Here is a 16,962-nt window from a genome sequence, read left to right on the forward strand (position 1 = left end):
TCGTTGCTTTGTGGCGACTAGTCTCGCGCGTATGCCGAAGAGCAAGAGTCGCGCAAAGAAGTCCAAGGGCAAGGCCTGGCGCACTGGGCGGGCCGGCTCGGAGTACCAGGACAACAGCGTCGCCGAACCCGCATCGGACTTCGACATCGCGTTACCTGACGGCATGCTGGAGGCGCTCGCGGAGTCACTGGCCGAAGAAGCCGAGCAGGTGTACGGCGACGAAGAACTGGGTCGCGTCCTGATCCGTCGTGGCTGGGAGCCGATGCACGAGCACATCGAGGACAGCTCCGATATGTGGTCGTGGCTGCCGTCGGCCCCCGACGACGATTCCTGGGTGCCCACCATGGTGACGGTCTTGGAGGACGGCTACCTGGTCCAGTTCGCCGACTACGAGGCGTTGATGCGTGATCAGTTCGCCGAGTACGGCAGCCGAGAAGAGCTGCTCGACGACATCGAGGCCATTGAGGCGCACCGGCACCCCGCGGACCCGCGCCAGGGCATCGACGGCGGCGGGTAGGTCATCGGGGTGAGTTGAGCGCGGCGGCCCGTCGCCGTCAGCGCTTCGCCAGCTCCACGGTCTCCACGGCACCGGACTGTAGCGACCGTACTCCGGCCTCGCACACGGCGGTGGAGGCGTAGCCGTCCCATGTCGTGGGCCCGTCCACGTTGACCCCACTGTGGACGGCGTCGACCCAGCGCTGGATCTCGGTGTCGTAGGCCTGGCCGAAACGCTCGCGGAAGCCCGGGGTGATCTGCCCGCCCCAGTGCCCGGGTGCGCTCTTGCGGATCAGGCCCACGTCCAAACCGATCATCGCGCTGCCCAACTCGCCGACCACCTCGGTGCGAACCTCGTAGGCCACCCCGGTGGTGACGAACAGCTCGACGTCGACGTGCTTGCCGGATGTGGTGCGCAACACCGCGATCTGCGGGTCCTGCACGCCCTGGGGTGCATTGGGATTGGCGGAAGGCTTGATGATCTGGATGGACGTGATCTCCTCATCGAAGAGGAATCTGGTGACGTCCACTTCGTGCACCAGCGAGTCGCGGACGATCATCATGCTGTCGAAATACGTTGGTACAGCTGGGTTACGATGCACACAGTGCATCAGCAACGGCTCACCCAGGGCGCCTCCGGCGAGCAGCGTCTTCAGCTGGACGTACTCGTGATCGAATCGGCGCATGAAGCCCACCTGGATCAGCGGAACGCCGAGTTCGGCCTCGCGCCGCACGATCTCCAAAGAGCTGGCGGAGTCGGTGGTCAACGGCTTCTCGCACAGCACCGGCTTGCGGTGCTCCAGGCAGGCCAGCAGTTGCTTCTCGTGACTGGGGCCGGGGGTCGCCAGCAGCACGGCATCGACCTCCGCGTCGGCGATGGCATCCAGCGGGTCGGCCACCGCGCGGCACCCCGGGATCTCCGAGGCAAGTTGCTCGGCCTTCTCGGTGAAGTAGTCGTTGACCACGGACACCCGGGCTCCGCTGATCTTCGACGTGATGCGTGCGACGTGATCAGTGCCCATGACACCGACACCCAGAACGGCAATTCGCAAGTCAGACATCGCTCTTCGCTTTCTCTTCAGAACCGGACCGCAGGAACGCCGCAGGACCCGAGATACTGTCGGGTGCGCCGGGCGATGGGCAGGGGAGCGTCGACCTCGCACGGGTACATGTCCTGCTCGACGATGGCGAACACATCGATGCCCAGTTTCTCGACGGCCTCCAGCAGCGGCGGCAGCTCCGGGATGCCCCGCGGCGGTTCGGTCATGGCGCCCAGTCTGACCGCTTCACCGAACGGCAGGTCTGCGGCCGCCACCTTGGCCCGCACCCCGGGATCGACCTGTTTGAGATGCAGGTAGCCGATGCGCTCGGGTGCGCGATTGATGATCGCGATGTTGTCGCCGCCACAGTAGGAGACGTGCCCGGTGTCCAGGCAGAGATTCACGAATTCAGCATCGGTGCCGTCGAGGAAGCGGTAGATGTTCTCCTCGGTGTCCACATGACTGTCGGCATGCGGATGGTATTGGGCTCGCACACCGTATTTTTCGAACATGGCACGCCCCAGGTCGTTCATACCCCTGGTCTTGTTGTGCCACTGTGCAGGGGTGAGGGTGCGGTTCTCGAGCACGGCGCCGGTGGCCGGATCACGCCACATCTCGGGGATGACCACGACGTGTGAGGCGCCCGCGGCCGCGGTGAGTCTGGCGACGTCCTCGATCTGGCTCCACACCGCATCCCAGCTTGCGTCCTGGTGCAGGTGCTCGAAAACCGTTCCCGCGGAGAGTTTCAGGTCACGAGCACCCAGTTCGTCGAGTAGTCGCTGCGGGTCGGTGGGCAGATAGCCGTAGGGTCCCAGCTCAATCCACCGGTAGCCGGCGGCTGCCACTTCGTCGAGGAAGCGAGTGTAGGGGGTCTGGTTGGGATCGTCGGGAAACCACACACCCCAGGAGTCAGGAGCGGAGCCCACCAGGATTGTGCCCATCGGGATACCTCAGCGGTCGGAGGGGTTGAACAGGGGGCGCTGGACGTTCTTCCATTCCGCGTAACGCTGATAGGCGGCCTGGGTGGACTCCAGCTCGGAAACCTCACTGACCGGCACGTCCCACCAGGAGTGGCTGTCCGGGGCGAAGATCATCGGGTCGGTCTCCACGTGGATCACCGTGATGCGATCGGCGGCCTTGGCCACCTTGACTGCGTCGGCGAATTCTGCGGCGGTGGCCGCCTTGATGACGTCGGCACCCAGGCTGGCGGCGTTGGCCGCCAGATCGACGGGAAGCTTGCCGCCGTCGAGACGGCCGTCGTCACTGCGATAGCGGTAGGCGGTGCCGAATCGTTGTGAGCCGACGGATTCGGAAAGCCCACCGATGGAGGCGAATCCGTGATTCTGCACCAGAACCGGGATCACTTTGACACCCTCCTGGACAGCGGTGGCGATCTCGGTGGCCATCATCAGATAGGAGCCGTCGCCGACCATGACGAACACGTCGCGGTCCGGTGCGGCCATGCGCACACCGATGCCGCCGGCGATCTCGTACCCCATGCAGGAGAAGCCGTATTCGACGTGATAGCCCTTACGATCCCTGGTCCGCCACAGCTTGTGCAGATCACCGGGCATCGATCCGGCCGCACACACCACCACGTCCCGTGGGTCCGACAGGGTGTTGACCAAGCCGATGACCTGGTTCTGGTTCAGTTGCACGCCGTCCTGGCAGGCGTACGCCGCGGATACGGTGTCCTGCCACTCTGCGGCCAGTTCCGTGACGCGGGTGCGGTACTGCTCGGACACCCGGTGGTCGCCCAGCGCCGCGCCCAGTGCCTCCAGCGCTTCCCTGGCATCCGCGACGACGCTGAGGCCGCCCTGCTTCACCGTGTCCAGCGACGCCACGTTGATGTTGATGAACCGGACGTCCGGGTTGTTGAACGCCGTGCGCGATGCGGAGGTGAAATCGCTGTAGCGGGTCCCTATTCCGATGATGAGGTCGGCATCGGAGGCCAAGGCATTGGCTGCGGTGGTGCCCGTCGACCCGATGGCGCCCACCGACTGGGGGTGGTCGTAGTGCAGTGATCCCTTGCCGGCCTGGCTTTCTCCGACCGGGATGCCGGTGTGTTCGCAGAATGCGGCGAGGGTATCTGTGGCGTCGGAGTAGATGACCCCGCCACCGGCGACGATGAGCGGCTTCTTCGCCGAGCGGATGAGCTCGGCGGCGCGGTTGACCACGGCGTGTTCCGGTAGCGGTCGTGCGACGTGCCAGGTGCGCTCCGCGAACAGCGACACCGGCCAGTCGTGCGCCTCGGCTTGCACATCCTGGGGGATTGCGACGGTGGCGCAACCGGTTTCGACCGGATCGGTGAGTACCCGCATGGCCCCCAGTAGAGCGGCGGGCAGCTGCTCAGGCCGCCACACCCGGTCGAAATACCGCGACAACGGTTTGAACGCGTCGTTGACGGTGACATCGCCGGAGGACGGCAGTTCGAGTTCCTGCAATACCGGGGAGCTGACCCTGGTGGCGAAGGTATCGGCGGGCAGCAGCAGAACGGGCAGCCGGTTGATGGTGGCCAGCGCCGCGCCGGTGAGCATGTTGGTGGAACCGGGTCCCACGCTGGCGGTCACGGCCCACGCCTGTAGGCGGTCCTTCTGGCGGGCGTAGGCGACCGCGCTGTGCACCATGGCCTGTTCGTTGCGGCCCAGCACGTAGGGCAGCAGCGGTTCGGTGCCGGCTGTGCCGGCGGCGATCTCGTCCTGCAGCAGCGCCTGACCCAGGCCTGCGACATTGCCGTGCCCGAAGATGCCGAAGCAGCCTGCGAAGAATCGGGACCGCTGTCCGTCGCGCTCGACGTACTGGTTTCCCAGGAAGCGGACGGTGGCCTGGGCGACGGTCAGCCGGACGGTGTCCTCGGAGTCGGCGAACTTCGCGGCGGACTTGGGTGCGGTGGAGACCATGGCTCAGCCTTTCGGATCATGCAGTGGCAGGCGCGGATCGACGTCCTGGCCGTCCCAGGTACCCCGCAACCAGGTGTGTTCGGGATCGTCGACGATCTTCCAGGCGCGTTCTGCGCCCGGTCCGGCCATCACGTTGAGGTAGTACATGTGGTAGCCGGGGGCGGCGACGGACGGGCCGTGGTAGCCGTGTGGCACCAGGACCACATCTCCGGTGCGGACTTCTTCGAGCACCTCGATGGGCCGCTCCGGTGTTCCGTACACCCGGTGATAGCCGAAGCCGCGCGAGTTGTCCGGTCCGTCAGCGATCTCGAAATAGTAGATCTCCTCGAGAGCGCTCTGGGTCGGGGTGTTCTCGTCATGCTTGTGCGCCGGATAGCTGGACCAGTTGCCGCCGGGCGTGATCACTTCACACGCGATCAGGGAATCGGCTTCGAAGGTGTCGGCAGTGCCGAAGTTGTGCACCTGGCGGCTGCAGTTGCCGGCGCCGCGCAGTTCCAGCGCTACGTCGGCGGCGGCCACTCGGCGGTTGGGCAACGACCGTGTGGCGCGTGCGCCGCAGACAGCGAACCGGCCGGCGCCGGACAACGTGTACCGCTGGTCGATCCCCAGGTACACCATGTCCGAGGGGCCGTCGAAAACCGAGGCCCGCGGGGACAGTTCGAAGGTCACCCCGTCACACGTGACGGACCCGCCTCCGGCCAGTGGCAAGATCATCACCTCGTTGTCGCGGGTGCCCAAGTCGACGCTGCCGCCGTCGAGTTCGAGGACTTGTAGCGACGTCTCGGTCCAGCCCGCGCTCTCGGGCGTGATGTCGACGGTGTAAGGCTGCGCAGCGCTGCGGGCCGGAATGTAGAGCTTGCTGTGCATGTTCCCTACCGCACCATCGCCACTGCGGTGGCCACCGCGGAGCTCACGTCGTCATCCGGCGGGTAGAGCAGCGTGCGTCCCACGATGAGGCCGCGCACCGACGGCAGCGCCAACGCCTTTTCCCAGCTCGCGAAGGCTTCATCGGGATCTGTGGGATCACCGCCGAGCAGCAGGGTGGGCAGTGTGGTGGCCTCCATCACCCGGTCCATCTCGTCGACCACCGGCAACTTCATCCAGGTGTAGGCCGAGGTGGACCCGAGGCCCTGGCCGATGTGGATGGACTTGATCACGGCGTCGGGGGACAGGTCGTTGCGTACCTTGCCATCGATCCGGGTGGACATGAAAGGTTCGACCATGGCGATCAGGCCGTTGGCGGCCAGCTCATCGACGGCCTGGGCGCACGCCGCCATGGTGGCCACGGTACCGGGATCGTCGAGGGCAATGCGGCACAACATCTTTCCGCCGTTCATCCGGGCTGCCGCGGTGGACGCGGCGGTGGCTCCGGTCATGCGGTCGTCGAGTTCGAACGCCGCTCCCGCCAGCCCGCCTCGGTTGAACGACGAGAACACCACCTTGTCGTCGAGCGCACCCAGCAGCACGAGGTCGTCGAGGATGTCGGAGGTGGCCAGCACACCGTCGACACCAGGGTCTGCCAGTGCGGCCTGCAGCCGGTCCAGCAGATCGGTGCGGCTGTTCATCGCGGTGGGTCGGCTGCCGACGGCCAGCGCGCCGCGGGCCGGATGGTCGGCGGCCACGATCATCAACCTGCCGTTGCCGCGCATGGTCGGACGGGTCACACGGCTGTCCCAGGCCCGCTGGACGGCACCCGGGTTGGATGCGCGCAGGTCGGTGACCTCGGCGTAGTCACGGCACTCAGACATTGACGGCCTCCACTGCGGTCTCTTCGGCCAGGGCAGCCACCTCGGCGGCCGTGGGCATGGCGGTCGAGCATTCGAGCCGGGAGGCCACGATGGCACCAGCGGCGTTGGCGTACCTCAGGGTCTTCTCGATCGACCAGTTGTGCAACAGGCCGTGAATCAAGCTGCCGCCGAAGGCATCTCCGGCTCCCAGACCGTTTACGACGTCCACTTCGTTGGGGGGTACCACGACGGAACTGCTGCGTGTCTTGCCCAGTACCCCGCGCGGGCCCTGTTTGACGATCGCCAGCTCCACACCGAGGTCCAGCAGTGCGTCGGCAGCCCGGTGGGGATTGGACTCGCCCACGGCGATCTCGCACTCCTCACGGTTGCCGACGGCTACCGTGACCTGGCTCAGTGCCCGTTGCACTTGTTCGGTGGCCGCGGACGGCGACTCCCAGAACATCGGCCGGTAGTCCAGGTCCAGCACTGTCAGGGGCACCCTCCCGCGAGCCTCCCAGGCCGCGAAATGTGCACTGCGACTGGGCTCTTCGGACAAACCGGTGACGGTGGACCAGTACAGCCGGGCTGAGCGCACCGCGTCGAGGTCCAGCTCGTCGACGCGGATCTGCAGGTCAGGGGCCGACGGCTTGCGGTAGAAGTAGAGGGGAAAGTGATCGGGTGGGTAGATCTCGCAGAAGGTCACCGGAGTCGGATACTCGCCGTGTTCGGTGACGAAGCGGTTGTCGACGCCCAGTCGGGCGAGTTCCGTGCGGACGAAGCGGCCGAACGGATCGTTGCCCGCGCCTGAGATGAGTGCGGCTCGGTTACCGAGTCGGGCTGCGGCGACCGCGACGTTGGCTGCGCTGCCACCGAGGAACTTGCCGAACGACTCCACGTCCTCGAGGCCGACGCCGATCTGCAGGGGATAGACGTCGACGCCACTGCGACCGATGGCGAGTACGTCGAAGGGTTCTGTGAGGGTCACGGCTGACTCCGAATCGGTAGTGCGTGTTGTCTGTTCAAAGTGCGCAGAGGCGCCTGACCGGACCGAGCATCTTGTCGGTCGGGAAAGGCGACGCGCCCGGTGTCGGTGTCGACTGTGCTCCGGATCACCCCGTTGTGTCAAGAGTTTGTTCGGACATTCTTACTTTCCGTCATAGCGCGGTAGTCTGTTGTTCACCGTCAGCGAATTCGCGTCAGTGAGGACAAAGGATCGGAGCAGGAGTGACCACCACGCTGTCCGTCGAAATTGACCGCTCGAGCCCCGTGCCGCTGTATTTCCAGGTGGCGCAGGTATTCGAGAAGGCCATCCTGGACGGGCAGCTTAAGCCGGGGGATCGGTTCGAGAACGAGCTGGCGCTGGCCTCGCGCCTGAATCTGTCGAGACCCACCACGCGGCGGGCAATCCAGGAACTGGTGGACAAGGGCCTGCTGGTCCGCAAACGGGGCGTCGGCACGCAGGTGGTCCAGACGCCCGTGCACCGCCCCGTCGAGCTCACCAGCCTGTTCGACGACCTGGCACGGGCGGGGCAGGAACCGGCAACCCGCGTACTGGAGTACCGGCTGGGACCGGTGGCCGAAGATGTTGCCGCACACCTCAATTTGGCACCCGATGCAGAAGTGGTGACCATGCGCAGGCTGAGGACGTCCGGCGGTCAGCCGTTGGCCCTGATGACCAACCACCTGCCCGCTGCCCTGGCGCCGGATCAGGAGGAACTCGAGCGCGCCGGCCTCTACCAGGCCCTTCGGTCGCGCGGGGTGCACATCCGGCTGGCCCGCCAGCGCATCGGCGCCAAGGCTGCCGACCGTGACGAGGCCCGGCTGCTCGACGAGAAACCCAAGGCCCCGTTGTTGGTCATGTCGCGGACTGCTTTTGATGACTCCGGCCGCATCGTCGAGTACGGCAATCACGTCTATCGGGCGTCGCGCTACTACTTTGACACCACGTTGGTAGATCGCTGACCTAGCGTCCGGGATCTTTGCTGAAATCATCGGATCCCTTGTGGTGCAGCACCTTTGGCTACCGCTATCAAGCCTGTGAGTTTGCCGCCCGCGGGCGTCGGCCTGACTCGCATTTGACTTGCAGTCCTAATGTCAGAACAAAGTCTTGACTTCTGCCTGTGATGCGTATTACATCATCAGGAGTGCGTGATCTATGACCGGCCGAACCCGGCCGAGTTGGGCGTCATTCCCTGAGGAGAATCCATGAAGTTGCAGGAAGGCCCGCAGTGTCGCTGGGTCAAGATCGCCGGCGTCGCAGCAACTGTGACGCTGTTGGCCGCGTGTTCGAGCACCGGCGGTAAGTCCGAGGAGGCCGGTGGCGACGGTGCCGGTGGCGGCTCGGTGGACACCCCCCGCTTCACCGTTGCGATGATCACGCACGAGGCGCCCGGCGACTCCTTCTGGGACCTCGTCCGCAAGGGTGCCGAGACAGCGGCGCAGAAGGACAACATCGAGTTGCGGTATTCGAGTGATCCCGAAGGCCCCAACCAGGCCAATCTGGTGCAGACGGCCATCGACAGCAAGGTCAACGGCATCGCCGTCACTCTGGCCAAGCCCGACGCGATGAAACCGGGCGTGGATGCTGCTGTCGCAGCGGGCATTCCGGTGGTTGCATTCAACGCCGGCCTCGAGGACTGGCAGTCGATGGGCATCAAGGAGTACTTCGGCCAGGACGGCTTCATCGCCGGCCAGGAGGCAGGCAAGCGTCTGGCGTCGGAAGGGGCCACCAACGCCATCTGCATCATCCAGGAGCAGGGTCACGTGGACCTGGAAGCGCGCTGCGCCGGCCTGAAGCAGACCTTCCCGGCGTCCGAGGTGCTCAACGTCAACGGCAAGGACATGCCGTCGGTGGAAGCCACCATCACCGCCAAGCTGCAGCAGGACCCGTCCATCGATTACATCGTGGCTCTGGGTGCGCCGTTCGCGTTGACCGCCGTGCAGTCAGCCAAGACCGCGGGCAGCTCGGCCAAGGTGGGCACCTTCGACACCAATGCCGCACTGGTGGACGCCATCACGGCGGGTGACATCCAGTGGGCGGTGGACCAGCAGCCCTATCTGCAGGGCTACCTCGCAGTCGACTCGCTGTGGCTCTACCTGACCAACGGCAACGTCATCGGCGGCAACCAGGCCACCCTGACCGGACCGTCCTTCATCGACAAATCCAACATCGAGGCCGTCGCCGAGTATGCGAAGGCCGGCACGCGCTGATGAGCGCCGCCCCGGAGAACGGAGTGGATCCATGACCACACAAGCAGACCTCGATCTCGGCACCCACAAGGTCGTCCACGACGAACGGGTCAAAGAACAGAATCGGTTGCAGCGCATTCTGATCCGACCTGAGATGGGCGCACTGGTCGGGGCCGTCGGGATCTTTGCCTTCTTTCTCGTGGTCGCACCGCCGTTCCGTTCTCCGGAGGCGCTCGCGACCGTGCTCTATGCCAGTTCCACCATCGGGATCATGGCGGTGGGTGTCGGTCTGCTGATGATCGGCGGCGAGTTCGACCTGTCAGCAGGTGTTGCCGTCACCACGACATCACTTGCCGCGTCGATGCTGTCGTACAACTTGCACCTGAACCTGTGGATCGGTGCGGCCCTGTCGCTGGGCCTGGCGCTGGCTGTTGGATTCTTCAACGGCTACCTGGTGATGCGTACGAAGATTCCTTCCTTCCTCATCACGCTCGGCACGTTCTTCATGCTGGCTGGCATCAATCTTGCTGTCACCAAGCTGCTTTCGGGACAAGTGGCTACTCCGAGCGTGTCCGACATGGCGGGATTCGACTCGGGCCGCGCGGTGTTCGCGTCCTCCTTCACGTTGTTCGGGGTATCCGTCCGGATCACCGTGGTGTGGTGGATCCTGTTCGCCCTGGTCGCCACGTACGTCCTGTTCAAGACCCGCATCGGCAACTGGATCTTTGCCGTCGGCGGCAATCAGGACAGCGCACGGGCCGTGGGCGTGCCGGTGATGAAGGTGAAGATCGGGCTGTTCATGGTGGTCGGCTTCTGCGCCTGGTTTGTCGGCATGCATCTGCTGTTCTCGTTCAACACCGTCCAGTCGGGACAGGGCGTCGGCAACGAGTTCTTCTACATCATCGCCGCCGTGATCGGTGGCTGCCTGCTCACCGGTGGTTACGGCACCGCGATCGGCACCTTGATCGGCGCGTTCATCTTCGGCATGACCAACCAGGGCATCGTCTACGCGGGCTGGAATCCGGACTGGTTCAAGTTCTTCCTCGGCGGCATGCTGCTGTTCGCGGTGATCGCCAACAATGCCTTCCGCAACTACGCGGCCAAGCGGTAGGAGAAAGCAACAATGAGTACTGCTGCTGAAACGGCGATCAATCCGTCCTCCCCGGGTGGGGCGATGCCCCTGGTGGAGCTGAAGAGCGTCGGCAAGAGCTACGGGAACATCATCGCGCTCAAGGACATCAACCTTCGGGTGGGTGCCGGGCAGGTGACCGGCGTGCTGGGCGACAACGGCGCCGGAAAGTCAACGCTGATCAAGATCATCGCCGGCCTGCACAAACCCACCGAGGGTGAATTGCTGGTCGACGGTGAGGCCACCACGTTCGATTCACCCAAGGATGCCTTGAACAAGGGCATCGCCACGGTGTACCAGGATCTCGCCGTGGTTTCTCTGATGCCGGTGTGGCGCAACTTCTTTCTGGGGCAGGAGTTGAGAAAGAAGGGCTTCCTGCGGTCCCTGGACATCAATGCCATGCGCGCCACCACCATCTCCGAACTGCACAAGATGGGTATCGACCTGCCCGACGTGGACGCACCCATCGGCTCCCTCTCGGGAGGCCAGCGTCAGTGTGTGGCGATCGCGCGGGCCATCTTCTTCGGAGCGCGGGTGCTGATCCTCGACGAACCGACGGCCGCGCTCGGCGTCAAACAGTCCGGCATGGTGCTTCGCTACATCACCGCTGCCAAGGAACAGGGATTCGGCGTCATCTTCATCACCCACAATCCCCACCACGCGCACATGGTCGGTGACCACTTCGTCCTGCTGAACCGCGGCAGGCAGAAGTTGGACTGCACCTATGACGAGATCACGCTCGAACACCTCACCCAGGAGATGGCCGGCGGCAACGAATTGGAAGCTCTGACGCACGAACTCGGTCGGCGGTAACCTCGACGCTGGAGAGCATCTGCTCATCGACGGCGCCGGAAGTGCAGTGGCAGCGGGCAGTTTGCGGGCCACGACTCCCGGCGCCGTTGCATGTGTCCCGCTCTTGGGATGCGCTTGCTATTTTCTCAGGAAATTCATGTCCTACCTGGCATACTCCTCATGGTTATCGTTGCTGGTTTGCGGGTACTGTCCGTTACATGGTGACTGTCGTCGACGTGGACGCGGGCCCAACTGCCGTTGCAAGGCGGGTGGAGGTCGCAGCTCCCGCTGCTGAAGTGTTTGCCTTGATTGCGAACCCCCAACAGCATCGCGAATTTGATGGTTCGGGGCTCCTGCGTGACCTCCCCGTCCTTGGCCCCGAGCGCCTGTCGATCGGGGACAGTTTCACCGTAGCCATGCAGCAAGCTGGTGTTCCGTACCAGGCCACGTCCACCGTCACCGCTCTGGAAGACGGCAAGTCCATCGAATGGCAGGATGCCTACGGCCGCGTCTGGCGGTGGGAGCTCACCGAAATCGCTCCCGGCACCACCGAGGTCACCGAGTCCATGGAGTACGGCACCGCCGTGACTCCGCTGTTCGATCAGCTCACCGGTGACGCCGATCAACACGCGTCGACCATCACCGAGAACCTGCACAAGCTCGCTGAGAAGTTCGCCCACGAGCCGGCCCGCCCAGCAGTTTGCTACGCCAGGTGGGTCAGCCCCAATCTGCGGGCCGCCAGCTAGCGCAGACACCAAAAAGGCGGGCGCCGAGGCGCCCGCCTTCGTCGTCTCAGAGGCTTACACGGTGAAGGCCGCCCGGAAAGCCTCGAGAGCCACCACGGTGTCACCGGCGGCGAACGCCTCCATGCCGACAGGTCCGCGATACCCGGCGTCGTGCAGCGCCGCGGCCACCGCGCGGTAGTTGATCTCGCCGGTGCCGGGCTCACACCGGCCCGGCACATCGGCCACCTGGATCTCACCGATCGCCACGCCTGCCCGGCGCACCAGCTCGATCAGATTCCCCTCGCCGATCTGGGCGTGGTAGAGATCCAGCATCATCTTCACGTTCGGATGTGCCGCCGCTTCGACGAGTGCCAGGGTGTCCTTGGCGCGCGCCAGTGGCACACCCGGGTGATCCACGATCGTGTTCAGGTTCTCCAGGCAGAAGGTGACTCCGGAATCGGCGCCCAGTTCCCCCAGCGCTGCCAGGCCCCGCTGGGCGGCGAACCACATCTGACCGGTGACCCGGTGGACCGGTCGCGCCGCCTGCCCGTCCACCAGCTCGCCCGGGTGTACCACCAGCCGCGGAACGCCCAGAATGGCAGCAGCTTTCACCGCAGCCTGGGCCGTCCGCACCACTTCGTCGGCGCCGTCGGCGTCGTAGAGGTCACCGTGCAGGTACCCGGTCATGGAAGAGAACCGCGCCCCGGTGGCGGCAAGGGCATCGAGATCCTTGTCGTGGAAACTCCAGATCTCGACGGCGAAGCCCAGGTCGTGGATACGGCGCACCCGCTCGAGGATCGGCAGGTCGGTGAACACCATCTCGGCGCAGACTGCCAGGTCGAACCTGCTCATGCCGGTACCGCCGTCTGTGCGGCAGGTGATTCGGCGTGCACCCGGCCGATCCAGCCGGTACCGATGAGGTCGAAGCGACGTGTCATTGTGTCTCCCGGAGACTAGCGCGGTTCCATGCCGGCGGCGCGGTAGGCCTCGTCGATCAGCGCCATGTTGGCGACGGCATCGTCGAGACCGATGGGCAGGGGAGCTCCGCGTTCGACGTGGGCGGCGAACGCCTCCAGCTGATAGGTGTAGGACGCCCGTGTGCCCAAGTGCTCCACCCGGGTCCCCTCGGCGGTGGTGACGGTGATCCTGTCGTCATCGTGGGGTTTGATGAAGTTGTGCACCAACACCTCACCCTGAGATCCGATGATGCGCAATGTGAATCGGTAGGCATCGGAGTCCATGGCATAACGGGACACGCCCACCGTTCCGTCAGGGAAGGACAACTCGACGTCGCAATTGGCGTCCACCCCGGGGGTGCGCTGCGTCGCGCTGGCCGCGGTCACGTGCGGGGCGCCGAACCTGCGCATGATGTGCAGGCCGTAGCAGCCCAGGTCCATCAATGCGCCGCCGGCCAGTTCCAGTGACCACCGCGGATCATGCGCCGCGGGCTCGGGCATGGTCATCAACACCTCGACGCGGCGCACCGCACCCAATGACCCGTCACCGGCCAGTTCCAGTGCCCGTCGGGTCACCGGATGGAAGAGGTAGTGAAAGCCTTCCAGCACAGGCACTCCCGTGGCCTTCGCTGCCGCGGCCACGTCGGCGGCCTGCTCACGGTTGTCGGCGAACGGCTTCTCGGTGAGCACCGGCTTGCCCGCCTTGATCGCCGCCAGATTCCACGGCGCGTGTAGTGCGTTGGCCAGCGGGTTGTAGATGACGTCGACTTGCTCGTCGTCGATCACGTCCTGGTACGAGCCGAGCACCCGTTCCACGCCGTACTTGTCGGCGAACACCGCTGCCCGCCGCGGGTCCCGCGCCGCCACCGCCACCAGCTGGTGACCCAGCTCGGCAGCCGGCCCGACGATCGCCGTCTCCGCGATCCGCGAGGCTCCCAGTATCCCGATGCGAAGGGTCATGAAATTCCCTGCAGGAAACGGACACTGGTTACCACGTCGGCCAGCGGCCCCTCTCCGTCAGGGGTATCGGCGAGGATGTTGTCCTGCTCCATCACGTACCAGCCCGTGTAGCCGCCGTCCTCGAGTGTCTTGACGATGCCGGCAATGTCGACATCGCCGGCGCCCAAAGGCACGTACATGCCCGCCGCCACAGCCTCGGTGTAGGTCAGTTCACCGGCCTGGACCTTTTGCGCCAGCGCGGCGTCGACATCCTTGAGATGGGTGTGCTCGATACGGTGGGGTACTTCCTGCGTCAGAGCCAGCGGATCCGTCCCGCCGATCAGCAGGTGGCCGGTGTCCAGGCACAGCGGGATCGTCGAACCCTCCAGTACCCGGTCCACGTCTGTCCGAGTCTCGACCATGGTGCCGACGTGGGGATGCAGTACCGCCTTCAGGCCCCGCGCGGCGACGATGCCGGCCAGCCGATCGAGGTTGTCCAGCAATGTCTTCCACTGTGTGTCATCGAGCTCGGGACGGGCGTCGTAGCCCTCGGCGCCGGTGGCGGCGGCCAGCACCACGACATCGGCGTGGGCGGCGACCAGTGATTCCAGCGGTCCCGCGAGATCGTCGGCGGGGTCATGGCTGTCGTCGTGCAGCAGTACCGGGACAAATCCGCCGACACAGGACAGCCCGTAGCCGTCGAGAAAGGACGTGAGTTCCGCGGTGTCCGAGGGTAGGAAGCCGTCCGGGCCCAGTTCGGTGGCAGTCAACCCGGCCTCGCGCATTTCGGCCATCACCCGGTCGCGGTCCAATTGGTAACCCCAGCCGGGCACTTCACACACGCCCCAGGAAATGGGGGCTCCGGCGATCTTCACTGGCGGACCTCCTCGATGCGTACCGGGGTGCCGCGACGCAGCGACTCGGTGGCGGCTTCGGCGATCCAGGCCACCTCCACCGCGTCGGCCACCGTCGCACCCAGGATCGGGCCACCGTTGACCACGCGCACGAAGCCGCTGAGCTCGGTGCGGAACGCCTCGGTGAAACGGTCCATGAAGAAGTGATGCGGTGTGCCGGTGGGGAAGTCCACTGCCGGGTCGGTGTTGCCCACGGGCACCCCCTGATCCCAACCGGCGACCACGGTGTCGTTGAAGCCGTGCACCTCGAGGCGGCAGTCGTAACCGCGGCCGTTGTAGCGGGCGTTGGAGACCACGCCGAGCGCACCACCGTCGAAGCGGACGATCACCGCGGCGGTGTCCACGTCGCCGTACTCGGTGAACAGTGGATCACCTTGCACGCTGCCGGTGGCGTACACCTCGACGGCCTCCTGGCCGGTGATCCAGCGCAGGGCGTCGAAGTCGTGCACTGCGCAGTCGCGGAAGATGCCACCGGATCCCTTGATGTAGTCCAGCGGCGGGGGAGCGGGGTCCATGGTGGTGCTGCGGACGGTGTGCAGATGGCCGAGTGCGCCACTGTCCACCACCGCCTTGGCGGCGGCGAACGCGGCGTCGAACCGGCGCTGGTAGCCGATCTGCACCGGCACCCCGGACTTGGCGATGGCCGCTGCCACCCGTGCGCTTTCGGTGGCGGTCGAGGCCACCGGCTTCTCGCAGAACGTCGGCAGTCCACGCTCCACGGCGGCCAGCGTCAGCTCGGCGTGCGCGGGGGTGGCCGCAGCCACCACCACGCCGTCGATCCCTGAATCAAGCAGCGCCGCAACCGAATCCACCGGCGTCGCGCCGTATTTGTCGGCCACCTGGCGAACCAGCTCGGTGCGCTCGTCGGTGATGACGAGACCGTCGAGTTCCGGCAGGCCGCTCAGTGTCTCGGTGTGGAAGGCCCCGATGCGGCCGAGGCCGATGAGTCCGAGGGTGGTCATGGAATTCTCCGTTCGTTCTGGTTGCGCAATGCGGTGTCGAGTTGTTCGAGGGTCAGCTGGTCGCGAAGTGCGTCGAGGACGACGTCGACCTGACTGGGCGGCGCCAGGCTGCCGATCGGCTGGTCGCGGTCGAGGTTGGTGGGGAAGGCGTAGCCCTCGGCGGTGGCCACCACGGCGTTGAGCACGTCTCGACCGGCGTGGTGCATCTGCAGGAGGGTCGGGTAGATCGCGCGCACCATCGCGGTGCGATCCAACGACTCCATGGCCCGGCCGAACGGCGACGAGATCTGCAGCAGGTTGGCCATCCGCTTGATGTCGGCCGACTTGTTGTGTCCCGCACCGTGATACAGCGCTGGATTGAAGAACACCGCGTCACCCTTGCTCAGCGGTATCTGCACCTGATGTTCGATGAAGAACTCGATGAACTCGGGACGGTAGAAGGCGATGTAACCGGCCGCGAACTTCTGCGAGTGCGGCAACAGCATGGTGGGGCCGCTCTCGACCGGCATGTCGCAGTGGGCCACCGCGCCCTGCAGTGTCAGGGCGGGGGAGAGCAGGTGCAGATGGGTGGGGTAGCTGGCCAGCTGGTCGGCGTTGACGAAGCCCAGGTGATAGTCACGGTGCGGCACTTGGGCGGCGCCACCCGGATTGACGACGTTGACCTGGGAGGTCACCTGGTAGCGCGGTCCCAGCCAGGCTTGGGAGATCAGCGCCAGCGCGTCGTTGGCGTAGTACTCGGCGAACACCTCGGGAGCGTGCAGCGCAAGTTTCTGCGCGGCGTTCCACACTCGGTCGTTGGCGCCGGGCTTGCCGAAGTGGTCACCGGCCGCCGCACCCTCCGCGCGCTGGTCGGCGATCAGCTGGTCGAAGGCGGCGCTGGCCCGGTCCACCACGTTGTCGTCGAAGGCGTTCTCGAATACGACCACGCCGGGGCCGTCGGAGAGTGCCCGGATCAGTTCGGCCTGCAGGGCGCGACGATCGGCAGCCTCGAACGAACCGGAGGAGTAGACGAGCACACCGCCGCGGACGTCGTGCGCATGGGGATAGTCGGCGAGGTCGGTGCTGCGCAGTACCTGGGCGCGGAACTCCTCGAGGCTGCAATCGGCGTCTTCGATCCAGGCGCCCGGCAGAACGGATGTGGACATGTCGAGAAGTCTTGCTGTGCGATGGGACACAATCAACACCAGAAAACCA

At 65.5% G+C, this 16,962-nt stretch carries 17 protein-coding genes; 6 read left to right on the top strand and 11 right to left on the bottom strand.

Annotated features, from left to right (window positions below; translation table 11 throughout):
* Window positions 1-31 precede the first annotated feature (31 nt).
* Window positions 32-517: a hypothetical protein gene (locus BVC93_RS20720; protein ID WP_083739107.1), complete on the top strand. Its 486-nt coding sequence runs from the start codon at window positions 32-34 to the stop codon at window positions 515-517.
* A 37-nt stretch (window positions 518-554) separates the two neighbouring features.
* Here BVC93_RS20720 and BVC93_RS20725 read toward each other — a convergent pair whose 3' ends face one another.
* The 6 genes from BVC93_RS20725 to iolC are packed head-to-tail and all read right to left on the bottom strand — an operon-like array spanning window position 555 to window position 7,147.
* Entirely contained in the window at window positions 555-1,556 is a 1,002-nt protein-coding gene (locus BVC93_RS20725) for a Gfo/Idh/MocA family protein (RefSeq protein WP_083739108.1), read from the bottom strand.
* A 17-nt stretch (window positions 1,557-1,573) separates the two neighbouring features.
* Window positions 1,574-2,476, bottom strand: a complete 903-nt coding sequence (locus BVC93_RS20730; RefSeq protein WP_083739109.1) for a sugar phosphate isomerase/epimerase family protein — start codon at window positions 2,474-2,476, stop codon at window positions 1,574-1,576.
* 9 nt (window positions 2,477-2,485) lie between these two features.
* Window positions 2,486-4,435 (bottom strand): 3D-(3,5/4)-trihydroxycyclohexane-1,2-dione acylhydrolase (decyclizing), encoded by a 1,950-nt coding sequence (iolD, locus tag BVC93_RS20735; RefSeq protein WP_083739110.1) that lies wholly within the window; start codon window positions 4,433-4,435, stop codon window positions 2,486-2,488.
* Window positions 4,436-4,438: 3 nt separating this feature from the next.
* Window positions 4,439-5,302: a 5-deoxy-glucuronate isomerase gene (iolB, locus tag BVC93_RS20740; RefSeq protein WP_083739111.1), complete on the bottom strand. Its 864-nt coding sequence runs from the start codon at window positions 5,300-5,302 to the stop codon at window positions 4,439-4,441.
* A 5-nt stretch (window positions 5,303-5,307) separates the two neighbouring features.
* Window positions 5,308-6,183 carry a Cgl0159 family (beta/alpha)8-fold protein gene (locus tag BVC93_RS20745; protein WP_083739112.1) on the bottom strand — a complete coding sequence of 292 codons (876 nt, stop codon included), beginning with the start codon at window positions 6,181-6,183 and terminating at the stop codon, window positions 5,308-5,310.
* A complete protein-coding gene (gene iolC / locus BVC93_RS20750; protein ID WP_083739113.1) occupies window positions 6,176-7,147 on the bottom strand; it encodes a 5-dehydro-2-deoxygluconokinase in 972 nt (323 codons plus the stop codon). Before iolC ends, BVC93_RS20745 begins: the two co-directional genes overlap by 8 nt.
* A gap of 239 nt (window positions 7,148-7,386) precedes the next feature.
* Here iolC and BVC93_RS20755 point away from each other — a divergent pair, with 239 nt between their 5' ends.
* The 5 genes from BVC93_RS20755 to BVC93_RS20775 all read left to right on the top strand — a co-directional run bounded on the left by BVC93_RS20755 (window position 7,387) and on the right by BVC93_RS20775 (window position 12,018).
* Window positions 7,387-8,124 carry a GntR family transcriptional regulator gene (locus BVC93_RS20755; RefSeq protein ID WP_083739114.1) on the top strand — a complete coding sequence of 246 codons (738 nt, stop codon included), beginning with the start codon at window positions 7,387-7,389 and terminating at the stop codon, window positions 8,122-8,124.
* A 243-nt stretch (window positions 8,125-8,367) separates the two neighbouring features.
* Window positions 8,368-9,372 (top strand): substrate-binding domain-containing protein, encoded by a 1,005-nt coding sequence (locus BVC93_RS20760; protein WP_083739115.1) that lies wholly within the window; start codon window positions 8,368-8,370, stop codon window positions 9,370-9,372.
* A 31-nt stretch (window positions 9,373-9,403) separates the two neighbouring features.
* Window positions 9,404-10,462: an ABC transporter permease gene (locus tag BVC93_RS20765; protein ID WP_083739116.1), complete on the top strand. Its 1,059-nt coding sequence runs from the start codon at window positions 9,404-9,406 to the stop codon at window positions 10,460-10,462.
* A gap of 12 nt (window positions 10,463-10,474) precedes the next feature.
* Window positions 10,475-11,293, top strand: a complete 819-nt coding sequence (locus tag BVC93_RS20770; protein ID WP_083739117.1) for an ATP-binding cassette domain-containing protein — start codon at window positions 10,475-10,477, stop codon at window positions 11,291-11,293.
* A 197-nt stretch (window positions 11,294-11,490) separates the two neighbouring features.
* Complete coding sequence (locus tag BVC93_RS20775) at window positions 11,491-12,018, top strand: SRPBCC family protein (RefSeq protein ID WP_083739118.1); 528 nt, start codon at window positions 11,491-11,493, stop codon at window positions 12,016-12,018.
* A gap of 54 nt (window positions 12,019-12,072) precedes the next feature.
* Here BVC93_RS20775 and BVC93_RS20780 read toward each other — a convergent pair whose 3' ends face one another.
* The 5 genes from BVC93_RS20780 to BVC93_RS20800 form a co-directional block, all read right to left on the bottom strand.
* Window positions 12,073-12,849, bottom strand: coding sequence for a TIM barrel protein (locus tag BVC93_RS20780; protein WP_083739119.1), 777 nt, complete (start codon window positions 12,847-12,849; stop codon window positions 12,073-12,075).
* A gap of 101 nt (window positions 12,850-12,950) precedes the next feature.
* Window positions 12,951-13,913, bottom strand: coding sequence for a Gfo/Idh/MocA family protein (locus BVC93_RS20785; RefSeq protein ID WP_083739120.1), 963 nt, complete (start codon window positions 13,911-13,913; stop codon window positions 12,951-12,953).
* The gene (locus BVC93_RS20790) at window positions 13,910-14,767 is read right to left on the bottom strand and encodes a sugar phosphate isomerase/epimerase family protein (RefSeq protein ID WP_083739121.1); all 858 of its coding nucleotides are present in this window, start codon (window positions 14,765-14,767) and stop codon (window positions 13,910-13,912) included. The genes BVC93_RS20785 and BVC93_RS20790 overlap by 4 nt, the downstream gene beginning before the upstream one ends.
* Window positions 14,764-15,768, bottom strand: a complete 1,005-nt coding sequence (locus tag BVC93_RS20795; RefSeq protein WP_083739122.1) for a Gfo/Idh/MocA family protein — start codon at window positions 15,766-15,768, stop codon at window positions 14,764-14,766. The genes BVC93_RS20790 and BVC93_RS20795 overlap by 4 nt, the downstream gene beginning before the upstream one ends.
* Window positions 15,765-16,913 (bottom strand): phytanoyl-CoA dioxygenase family protein, encoded by a 1,149-nt coding sequence (locus BVC93_RS20800; RefSeq protein ID WP_083739123.1) that lies wholly within the window; start codon window positions 16,911-16,913, stop codon window positions 15,765-15,767. Before BVC93_RS20800 ends, BVC93_RS20795 begins: the two co-directional genes overlap by 4 nt.
* Window positions 16,914-16,962 lie beyond the last annotated feature (49 nt).

Source organism: Mycobacterium sp. MS1601 (genome assembly GCF_001984215.1).
In the GTDB taxonomy this organism is placed as follows: domain Bacteria; phylum Actinomycetota; class Actinomycetes; order Mycobacteriales; family Mycobacteriaceae; genus Mycobacterium.

Bases quoted from the DNA above. Each gene is read 5' to 3' on its own strand.
- iolB (WP_083739111.1), bottom strand. From the start codon at position 5,302: ATGCACAGCAAGCTCTACATTCCGGCCCGCAGCGCTGCGCAGCCTTAC.
- BVC93_RS20770 (WP_083739117.1), top strand. From the start codon at position 10,475: ATGAGTACTGCTGCTGAAACGGCGATCAATCCGTCCTCCCCGGGTGGG.
- BVC93_RS20745 (WP_083739112.1), bottom strand. From the start codon at position 6,183: ATGTCTGAGTGCCGTGACTACGCCGAGGTCACCGACCTGCGCGCATCC.
- iolD (WP_083739110.1), bottom strand. From the start codon at position 4,435: ATGGTCTCCACCGCACCCAAGTCCGCCGCGAAGTTCGCCGACTCCGAG.
- BVC93_RS20760 (WP_083739115.1), top strand. From the start codon at position 8,368: ATGAAGTTGCAGGAAGGCCCGCAGTGTCGCTGGGTCAAGATCGCCGGC.
- BVC93_RS20765 (WP_083739116.1), top strand. From the start codon at position 9,404: ATGACCACACAAGCAGACCTCGATCTCGGCACCCACAAGGTCGTCCAC.
- BVC93_RS20775 (WP_083739118.1), top strand. From the start codon at position 11,491: ATGGTGACTGTCGTCGACGTGGACGCGGGCCCAACTGCCGTTGCAAGG.
- BVC93_RS20800 (WP_083739123.1), bottom strand. From the start codon at position 16,913: ATGTCCACATCCGTTCTGCCGGGCGCCTGGATCGAAGACGCCGATTGC.
- BVC93_RS20725 (WP_083739108.1), bottom strand. From the start codon at position 1,556: ATGTCTGACTTGCGAATTGCCGTTCTGGGTGTCGGTGTCATGGGCACT.
- BVC93_RS20730 (WP_083739109.1), bottom strand. From the start codon at position 2,476: ATGGGCACAATCCTGGTGGGCTCCGCTCCTGACTCCTGGGGTGTGTGG.
- BVC93_RS20780 (WP_083739119.1), bottom strand. From the start codon at position 12,849: ATGAGCAGGTTCGACCTGGCAGTCTGCGCCGAGATGGTGTTCACCGAC.
- BVC93_RS20795 (WP_083739122.1), bottom strand. From the start codon at position 15,768: ATGACCACCCTCGGACTCATCGGCCTCGGCCGCATCGGGGCCTTCCAC.
- BVC93_RS20720 (WP_083739107.1), top strand. From the start codon at position 32: ATGCCGAAGAGCAAGAGTCGCGCAAAGAAGTCCAAGGGCAAGGCCTGG.
- BVC93_RS20785 (WP_083739120.1), bottom strand. From the start codon at position 13,913: ATGACCCTTCGCATCGGGATACTGGGAGCCTCGCGGATCGCGGAGACG.